Below are 5233 nucleotides of genomic sequence, written 5' to 3'. Positions count from 1 at the left end.
CGCCGTGCGGGTGGCCGACGACTGCCCCGTGGACCTGGTGACCGGCGCACCGCGCCCGGCCCGGCTGCGGCACGCCCTGGTCCTGGCCAGGGGCCGCGGCGGCTTCAACGCGGCGACGGTCGTGCGCGCCGCGCTCTGACCCACGGCTCGCCACAGACCACGAGACCTTCCCGACCCAGAAGAGGAACGAGGACCACCATGGACCGGCTGGCGCTGACCGAACTCGCCGCCCTGCTGCGCGAGGCCGCGGGCGGGGACGAGGGGACCGCCCTGGACGAGAACACCCTGGACACCCTGTTCCTCGACCTCGGCTACGACTCCCTGGCCCTCCTGCAGGTCACCGGTGTCGTCGAACGCGACCACGACGTGACGCTCGACGAGGAGGCGCTGGCCGACGCGCAGACGCCGCGCCAGTACCTCGACCTCGTCAACGGCGCGCTGGCCGCGCGCACAGCGGCTTGACCGGCACCGCGGTGCCACCGGAACTCACCCTCGCGGCGGCCGTGTTCGAGGAGGTCGCCGACGGCGTCCACGCCTACGTGCAGCCCGACGGCGGCTGGTGCCTGAGCAACGCCGGGCTGCTCGTGGGCGACGGCGAGAGCCTGCTCATCGACACGGTGGCCACCGAGGCGCGGGCCCGCAGGCTCAGGGAACACGTCCTGCGCGTGTCGGGCGGAGCGCCGCGGCTGCTCGTCAACACGCACTTCCACGGCGACCACACCTTCGGCAACTTCGTGTTCCCCGAGGCCACCGTCGTCGGCCACGAGCGGGCCCGCGAGGAGGCCACCGCGGCCGGCACCCACCTGACGGGCCTGTGGCCCGACGTGTGCTGGGGCGACCTGGAGATCGTCGTGCCCGCCGTCACCTACCGGGACCGCATGGACCTTCACGTGGGCGGACGACAGGCCCGCCTGCTGCACCCGGGGCCCGCCCACACCACCGGCGACACCGTCGTCTGGCTGCCCGGGCAGCGGGTGCTGTTCACCGGCGACCTGGTGATGGCGGGCGCCACGCCGTTCTGCCCGATGGGCTCCGTCTCGGGGTCGCTGACGGCCCTGGCCCAGCTGCGCGCCCTCGGCCCCGTCACCGTCGTGCCCGGACACGGCCCGGTCGGCGGCCCGGAGCTGTTCGACGTCAACGAAGGCTATCTGCGCCGCCTCCAGCGCCTCGCGGCCGACGGCATCGCGGCCGGTCTCACCCCGCTGGAGACCGCCCGGGAGGCCGGCCCCGGACCGTACGCGGACCTGCTCGACGCCGAGCGCCTCGTGCCCAACCTGCACCGCGCCTACGCCGAGGCGCTCGGCGCGGCGCCCGGTGACCCGCTGGACATCCCCGCCCTCTTCCGCGAGATGGCCGAACACCACGGCGGTCTGCCGGCCTGCCGCGCCTGAGACGCGCGGGGCCCTCAGGCCGCCGCCGCGGGGGCCACGGTGAGGTCGTCGCGGGTCACCAGGCGCGAACGGGCGCGCCACTTGCCGCGCGAGCGGACCAGCACGTCCTTGAGCACACACACCCGTGACACCTTCGACTCGCCGCCGTGCGACGTCGCGTACACCAGGGCGTAGGCCCGGGTGTGCAGCGTCCCGTCGGCCTGCGGCTGGATGTCGAGCATGCCGATCCAGTGTCTCAACTGCTCACCGCTGCGCAGCTGTTGCTCCCTGTTGCGGCGCACGTTCGCGGCGAGAGAGGCGCGTCCGCGCACCGGCTCGTCGAGGGTGGGCACCACGAAGACGGCGTCCTCCGTGAACGTACCCGCCCAGCGCTCCGCGTCGTGGCTGTCGAAGAGCTGCATCTGGTGCGCGTAGAACTGCTGGATCGTCGCGTGCAGCGCGCCGAACTGCTCCTGTGCGGAAGCGGGTTCGGCAGGTGTCAGTACCTCGACGGTCATGGCCGTCCCTTCCCTTCGTCGCCGGTCCGTCCCGGTCCGCCGGACCGGGATGCCGACACTGTCTGTGGATCGGATGCAGACAGCGTCTGTGGTGCCGATCGAGCACTCTTCGAACATTCCTCAAGCGCCCCGACGGACGGTGAGCACGTCCAGCGGCGTATGCCCGCCCAGCCGGAGCCGGAGGAGAAGAGCGTTGCCGAACTTCGCCCACCCTGAGGTCCCCGTCGACGGACTGCTGCGCCGCGCCGCCCGGCGCGACCCCGACGGCGTCGCGATCCGCACCGCGACCCGGGCGGTCGGCTTCGCCGAACTGGACGCGTACGCCGACCGGATCGCCGCCTTCCTGCACCAGGAGCTCGGCGGCGCGGCCGGCGCCCGCGTCGGTGTGGCGAGCGTCCTCGACCCGGTCTTCGCCGCCGCCTACTACGGCACGGCCCGCAGCGGCGCCACCGTCGTCCTGGTCAACCCGCTGATCGGCGAGGACGGGCTGCGCCACGTCCTGACCACGGGCCAGGTGGAGATCGCCTTCGTGCCCGCGGCCACCGCGGGACTGCTGGCCAAGGTGCGCGCCGAGCTGCCCGCGCTGCGCGCCGTCGTCGTCACGGACGCCGCCGACGGCGTGGTGCCCGAGGGCACCGTGCCGCTGCACCAGGTCCTGGACGACGGGCCGGCCCGCTTCACCGGCCCGCGGGCCGACCCGGGCGCCGTCGCCTGCCTGCAGTTCACCACCGGGACCACCGGCCGCCCCAAGGGCGTACTCCTGACCCACCGCAACCTGGTCGCCAACGCCAAGCAGATCGCCCTCGCGCACCGCCTGGACACCGGCTCGGTCACCCTGAACCACCTGCCGCTGTACCACGTGATGCACCTCAACTCCGGTATGTACGCCGGGGCCCGCCAGGTGCTGTGCCAGGACCCCGACCCCGTCGCGTCCCTCGCCGCCGCCGCGGAGGCGGGCGCCACCCACTACTACGGCCTGCCCGCCCGGCTGCACGCCCTGGCCAAGGACGCACGGCTGGCCGGCGCGGTGCACCCCGGACCGCGGCTGACCGCTGTGCTGTCCGGCGGCTCGGCGCTCGCCGCGCAGGCCGCGAGCACGCTGCGCGAACGGCTCGGCGTGCCCGTCATCCAGGGCTACGGCATGGCCGAACTCTCCCCGCTCACCCACTGCCAGCAGCCCGACCGCTACCGCCCCGGCATGGTCGGCGGCGTGGTGCCCGGAACGGAATGCCGGCTCGTCGACATCACCACACGCCGCCCCGTCGACGTCTGGTCGACCGGCGAGGTCCAGGTCAAGGGGCCGCAGGTGATGGCCGGCTACCTCGACGGCGAGCACGGCACGCGGATCGACGCGGACGGCTGGTTCTCCACCGGCGACGTCGGCTACCTCGACGACGACGGCTCCCTGCGCCTGGTGGACCGCCTCGCCGACGTCTTCAAGCACGACAACGAGATCGTCGCGCCGAGCCGGGTCGAGCAGGTCATCCGCGAGGACCCGCGCGTGGCCGACTGCATCGTCGCCGACTGGCCCGACGCCGAGCACGGCGCCGTGGTCTGGGCGGGCATCGTCCTGGCCGAGCGGGGCGAGGACGCCCCCGCGGGCCTCGGCATCCTCGACGTCCTCGACTCCCTCACCACACGGGCCAACGAACACCTCGCCTTCTTCGAGCAGATCCGCTTCGCCGAGGCCATCGACGACGTGCCGCGCACCCCCACCGGCAAGCCCGAACGCCGCGTCGTGCGCGCGCAGTTGAGACAGCGGGCCGCCGCATGACCCGCCCCGCGCCCCGCAACCGACCCTGGAGCAGACCATGGTGAATCCCACCGACCGGCCGGCCGAGCCCACCCCGTCGACCCAGGTGCTGGTCGTCGGTGCCGGCCCCGTCGGCCTGACCGCGGCCCACGAACTCGCCCGCCGTGGCCTGCAGGTGCGGCTGATCGACGCGGCACCGGGTCCGGCCCGCACCAGCCGCGCCGTCGCCACCCACCCGCGCACCCTGGAGACGTACGACCAGATGGGCATCGTCGACGACGTGCTGCCCCGGGGACGGCGCAACCGGGCGTTCACCATGTACGCCGGAGGCCGGCGCCGGGTCCGGCTGCGGGCCGACTACGCGACGATGCCCACCCGCTACCCCTACACCCTGATCATCGAGCAGACCGAGACCGAGGACGCGCTGCGCTCGGCGGTGGCCCGGCTCGGGGTCCGCGTCGAATGGGGCGTGCGCCTCGCGGACTTCACGCAGGACGCCGAGGCGGTGGACGTCCGCCTGGTGCACACCGACGGCCGCGAGGAGTCGTGCACCGCGTCCTGGCTGGTGGGCTGCGACGGCGGCCACAGCACCGTGCGCAAGCGCCTCGGCCTCGAACTCCTCGGGGAGAGCAGCGAGACGTGGATGCTCGCGGACGTCCCCATCGACACCGAGGTGGAGCCCGACAGCATCTACTGGGCACACACCGGCGGACAGGCCCTGATGATGGTGCCCTTCGTCCGCGACGGGCGCTGGCGGATCCTGGACACCGTGCCCACCGCCGGCGCGGCCGAGCCCGGCCGCGCCGAGGAACTGCTCTCCGCGAAGCTCACCGCGGGCCTCGGCCACCCGGTGCGGGTCGGCGCCGCGTCCTGGACGTCCGTGTTCACCTTCCAGCAGCGGATGGTGGAGCGCATGCAGGACGGCCGCGTCCTCGTGGCAGGCGACGCCGCGCACGTGCACAGCCCCGCCTCCGGACAGGGCATGAACACCGGCATCCAGGAGGCCTACAACCTCGCCTGGAAACTGGCCATGGTCGAACAGGGCCACGCGGGGCGGGAGTTGCTGGAGACGTACAGCGAGGAACGGGTGCCGCTCGGCGCCGTCCTGCTGGGCTCCACGCGCACCGCCACCACCCTGGTCCAACTGAAGAACGCACTCGCCGGCGTGGTCCTGCCGATCGCCCTGCGCGTCGTCAACACGGTGCGGCCGCTGCGCCGGGCGGTGCAGCGCAAGGTGCTGGGCGGCATGTCGGGCCTGAAGATCGGTTACGGCGCGTCGTCCCTGACCACCGCGGAGACCGACCGGGTCACCTACCTGGCGAACGCCGGATCCGTCCTGATGAGCACGCGGGAACCGGTTGCGACCCCCGTCCCCGGCAGCCGTGCCGCCGCCGTGCGCACGCCCGAGGCGTCCGACCCGGCCGCCGGGGTCTTCCAGGACTTCCGGTCCGAACTGCGCGACCCCCGCTGGTCGTTGCTGCTCGCCACGGGCGGTCACGGGCCGGGCGACGTCCCCGTCGGCGTGGCCGTCACCGCGGCCGCCCAGTACGGCGAGTGGCTGTCGGTCCGCACCGTCGGCGGCACCGGGCCCG

Annotated in this window: 5 protein-coding genes and 1 pseudogene; 5 read left to right on the top strand and 1 reads right to left on the bottom strand. The window is 73.9% G+C overall.

What is annotated here, in order from left to right:
• The 3 genes and pseudogenes from G3I40_RS01720 to G3I40_RS01710 all read left to right on the top strand — a co-directional run.
• Positions 1-139 (top strand): annotated as a pseudogene (locus G3I40_RS01720) (ketosynthase chain-length factor); the annotation flags it as partial.
• Between the two features lie 59 nt (positions 140-198).
• The gene (locus G3I40_RS01715) at positions 199-462 is read left to right on the top strand and encodes an acyl carrier protein (protein WP_164300355.1); all 264 of its coding nucleotides are present in this window, start codon (positions 199-201) and stop codon (positions 460-462) included.
• Positions 459-1391, top strand: coding sequence for an MBL fold metallo-hydrolase (locus G3I40_RS01710; RefSeq protein WP_203643214.1), 933 nt, complete (start codon positions 459-461; stop codon positions 1389-1391). Before G3I40_RS01715 ends, G3I40_RS01710 begins: the two co-directional genes overlap by 4 nt.
• Before the next feature lie 14 nt (positions 1392-1405).
• On the opposite strand, the gene G3I40_RS01705 is transcribed toward G3I40_RS01710, so the two are convergent.
• On the bottom strand, positions 1406-1888 hold the full coding sequence (locus G3I40_RS01705; RefSeq protein WP_164300354.1) for a nuclear transport factor 2 family protein: 483 nt from the start codon (positions 1886-1888) through the stop codon (positions 1406-1408).
• Between the two features lie 193 nt (positions 1889-2081).
• On the opposite strand from G3I40_RS01705, the gene G3I40_RS01700 reads away from it, so the two are divergent.
• Both G3I40_RS01700 and G3I40_RS01695 read left to right on the top strand, forming a co-directional pair.
• The gene (locus tag G3I40_RS01700) at positions 2082-3662 is read left to right on the top strand and encodes an AMP-binding protein (protein ID WP_164300353.1); all 1581 of its coding nucleotides are present in this window, start codon (positions 2082-2084) and stop codon (positions 3660-3662) included.
• A gap of 37 nt (positions 3663-3699) precedes the next feature.
• On the top strand, positions 3700-5233 hold a 1534-nt coding region (locus G3I40_RS01695; protein WP_164300352.1), incomplete at its 3' end, for an FAD-dependent oxidoreductase.

Origin of the sequence: Streptomyces sp. SID14478, assembly GCF_010548525.1 — a bacterium.
Taxonomy (GTDB): Bacteria; Actinomycetota; Actinomycetes; order Streptomycetales; family Streptomycetaceae; genus Streptomyces.
Note: the sequence above shows the minus strand (reverse complement) of the source record. Positions and strands in the feature narration are given on the sequence as shown.

Bases quoted from the DNA above. Each gene is read 5' to 3' on its own strand.
- G3I40_RS01715 (WP_164300355.1), top strand. From the start codon at position 199: ATGGACCGGCTGGCGCTGACCGAACTCGCCGCCCTGCTGCGCGAGGCC.
- G3I40_RS01705 (WP_164300354.1), bottom strand. From the start codon at position 1,888: ATGACCGTCGAGGTACTGACACCTGCCGAACCCGCTTCCGCACAGGAG.